This is a genomic window from Achromobacter sp. D7-1 (assembly GCF_059760445.1).
Genome location: NZ_JCBAMT010000162.1, coordinates 1 through 3,115 on the forward strand (window position 1 = coordinate 1; position 3,115 = coordinate 3,115).

Genomic DNA, 3,115 nt, shown 5'->3' on the forward strand with positions numbered 1-3,115 from the left:
ACCCTGGCCTTGTGCCGGACGCGAGCGGCCGCCATTGCCGTTGCCGCCACGGCCGCCATTGCGGCCGCCGCCGCCGCGCGGGCTGCGGTTGTCTTCATCGCGTTCCTGGCGGTCGAAAGCCGCGGCGCTGGTGGCGGGCGGGGTCCAGCCTTCCACGGGCTTGCGCTCGATGGTCTTCTTGATCAGGCGCTCGATGTCCTTCAGCAGCTTGATTTCGCTGTTGTCGACCAGCGAGACCGCGGCGCCGGTGGCGCCGGCGCGGCCGGTGCGGCCGATGCGGTGCACGTAGTCTTCAGGCACATTGGGCAGTTCGAAGTTGACCACCTGGGGCAGCTGGTCGATGTCCAGGCCGCGGGCGGCGATGTCGGTCGCCACCAGCACCGTCACGGTGCTGTCCTTGAAGCCGGCCAGCGCGCGGGTGCGGGCCGATTGGCTCTTGTTGCCGTGGATGGCGGCGGCGGTCAGGCCGTCCTTGACCAGCTTTTCGGCCAGGCGGTTGGCGCCGTGCTTGGTGCGGGTGAACACCAGCACCTGGTGCCAGCCGCTTTCGCGGATGATGTGGCTGATGAGGTCGCGCTTGTGGTGCTGTTCCACCATGTGCACGGTCTGGGTGACCAGCTCGGTGGCGGTGTTGCGCGGGGTGACCGAGACTTCGCCCGGGTTGTTCAGCACGCCGCGCGCCAGGGTGCGGATCTCGTCGGAGAAGGTGGCCGAGAACAGCAGGTTCTGACGTTGCTTGGGCAGCAGCGCGAGGATCTTGCGGATGTCGCGGATGAAGCCCATGTCCAGCATGCGGTCGGCTTCATCCAGCACCAGGATCTCGACGCCGGACAGGTCCACGGTCTTCTGGCCGCAGTGGTCCAGCAGACGCCCGGGGGTGGCCACCAGAATGTCCAGCGGCTTGCGCAGCGCGGAGATCTGGGGATTGATATTGACGCCGCCGAACATCACCATGGAGTTCAGCGGGGTGTACTTGCCGTAGGTCTGCACCGATTCTTCGACCTGCGCGGTCAATTCACGCGTCGGGGTCAGGATCAGGCAGCGCGGGCGGCCGGGCTTGCGCAGCTCGGGCTTTTTCTGCATCAGCAGGTGCAGGATGGGCAGCGTGAAGCCGGCGGTCTTGCCGGTGCCGGTCTGGGCGGCGGCGAGCAGGTCGCCACCCTTGAGCACCTGGGGAATGGCCTGGGCTTGGATGGGCGTGGGCGCGGTGTAGCCGGTTTCGGCAATGGCGCGCAACAAGGAATCAGCCAGCCCAAGGTCGGCAAAAGGGGTAGAGGTAGTCAAAACAACTCCAGCGGCAGCCCGTCGCTCAAGTTGAGAGACTCCAATCCAGGCGGACGAATAAAGGAGAAAGGGAAGCGCCCTGATGGGCGAAGCTTGGCAGCGAAGGGCCTAGCGGACGTGCGCAGATTGGCAAAACGCACTGGCGGATTGTAGCTGATGTGGCGTTGCAGCACCTGCTGGCCGGGACGGTTCTGTATCAATAAGCAACACATTGCAGCGCCTTTGCACTAAATAAGTGTTTTCCCTAGGCTGCAATCCCTATAATCCGTCCGCTTTCATCCATTTGAAGAATAAAGGATCGCAATGAAAAAATCGGCAATAGTGGGCGTAGTCGTCGCGCTGGGCGCAGTGTGGACCGGCACGGCTTGGTATACGGGCCAGAAGGCCGAGGCTTTCGTCAAGCAATCGATCGAGCAGGCCAACCTTGAACTGAAGAAGGTTGGCGAAAAATGGGGTGTGACCCCCGTCGTTGAGCTAGTCTCGTTCGAGCGTGGCGTGTTCACGTCCACCGAGCGCTATCGCGTGAAGGTCACCGAGCCCGCCGCCGATGGCAAGCCGGCCATCGAACACGAAATCGTGTTCGTCGAGCACCTGGATCACGGTCCTTTCCCGCTGTCGAACCTGAAGTCCGGTTCGTTCGCGCCGGCTATGGTTGCCAGCCGCTTCCAGCTGGAAGAGACGCCCCTGGTCAAGGAATGGTTCGCCGCCGCCAAGGGCGCGGTGCCGCTGTCCGGCGCCTATAGCGTCAGCTACGCCAAGAACATCAGCGGCAACTTCGACATGGCGCCGGTCGAGTTCGCCAAGGACGCCAACAGCCTGAAGTTCTCGGGCATGAAGGGCGACGTGACCTACGCCACCGGCAGCAAGCACGGCACGGTCGCGCTGAAGGCCGACAGCCTGACGCTGGCCGGCCAGTCCGAAGAAAGCGACATCGTCAGCATGGCCATGACCGGCCTGACCCTGACCAGCGACATGACGCCGGCCTCGAACGACATGTACGTGGGCAGCCAGAAGGTCGCGCTCAAGAACTGGACCATCACGTCCAAGGAAAAGCCGCCGGTCCAGCTCAAGGACACCGCCATCACCGTCGACATGACCGAAGCCAACTCGCTCATGGGCGTGAAGATGGCCATGGATTTCGGCATGATCAACGTGCAGGAAAAGGACATGGCCGGCGTGAAGCTGGTGCTGGACGCGCAGAAGCTGGATTCGAAGGCCTTCAAGGCGCTGAACGACGTTTATGAAGCCGCTTCGCGCCGCATGATGCAGAGCAAGGGCGAAGAGCAGTCGCCCCAGTTCACGGACGAAGAAATGCAGGTCGTCAAGACCAACGTCGACTTGCTGCTGGCCGGCAACCCGACGCTGGCCGTGTCGCCGCTGGAAGTGCGTACCGCCAACGGCACGTCGACCTTCAACCTGGACCTGGACATGGCCAAGCCGGCATCGCTGGACGGTGAGTTTGCCGACACGCTGAAGCAGGCGATCCGCAAGCTCAACGCCAAGCTGGTGCTGTCCAAGGGCAACCTGAGCGACCTGATGGCGATCGAACCCCAGGTGCGCGGCGTGCCGGCCGAGCAGGCTCAGCAGACCGCCAAGGGCCAGGCTGAAATGGTCGGCACCATGGCTACCGCCATGGGCATGGCCAAGGTTGAAAACAACAACATCGTGACCTACCTGAACTACGCCGACGGCCAGGTCGACTTCAACGGCAAGAAGATGCCGGTTGAGCAGTTCCTGATGATGGTCATGAGCGGCGCGATGGGCGGCGCCCGCTAAGCCGGACGCATCACGCACCGGCAGGTATCGAAGGCCGCCGCGCCCTGGGCGCGGC

The 3,115-nt window shown here is 63.6% G+C and carries 2 protein-coding genes; one reads left to right on the plus strand and one right to left on the minus strand.

Annotation, left to right across the window (positions count from 1 at the left end; genetic code table 11):
* Positions 1-1,284 (minus strand): DEAD/DEAH box helicase (locus AC6LKD_RS32525; protein WP_498118538.1); only part of this gene is annotated, 1,284 nt, incomplete at its 3' end.
* A 303-nt stretch (positions 1,285-1,587) separates the two neighbouring features.
* Between AC6LKD_RS32525 and AC6LKD_RS32530 the strand changes: the two genes are divergently transcribed.
* Complete coding sequence (locus tag AC6LKD_RS32530; RefSeq protein WP_498118539.1) at positions 1,588-3,060, plus strand: YdgA family protein; 1,473 nt, start codon at positions 1,588-1,590, stop codon at positions 3,058-3,060.
* Positions 3,061-3,115 lie beyond the last annotated feature (55 nt).

Excerpts from the sequence above, each read along its gene's own strand:
- AC6LKD_RS32530 (WP_498118539.1), top strand. The coding sequence starts at position 1,588 with ATGAAAAAATCGGCAATAGTGGGCGTAGTCGTCGCGCTGGGCGCAGTG.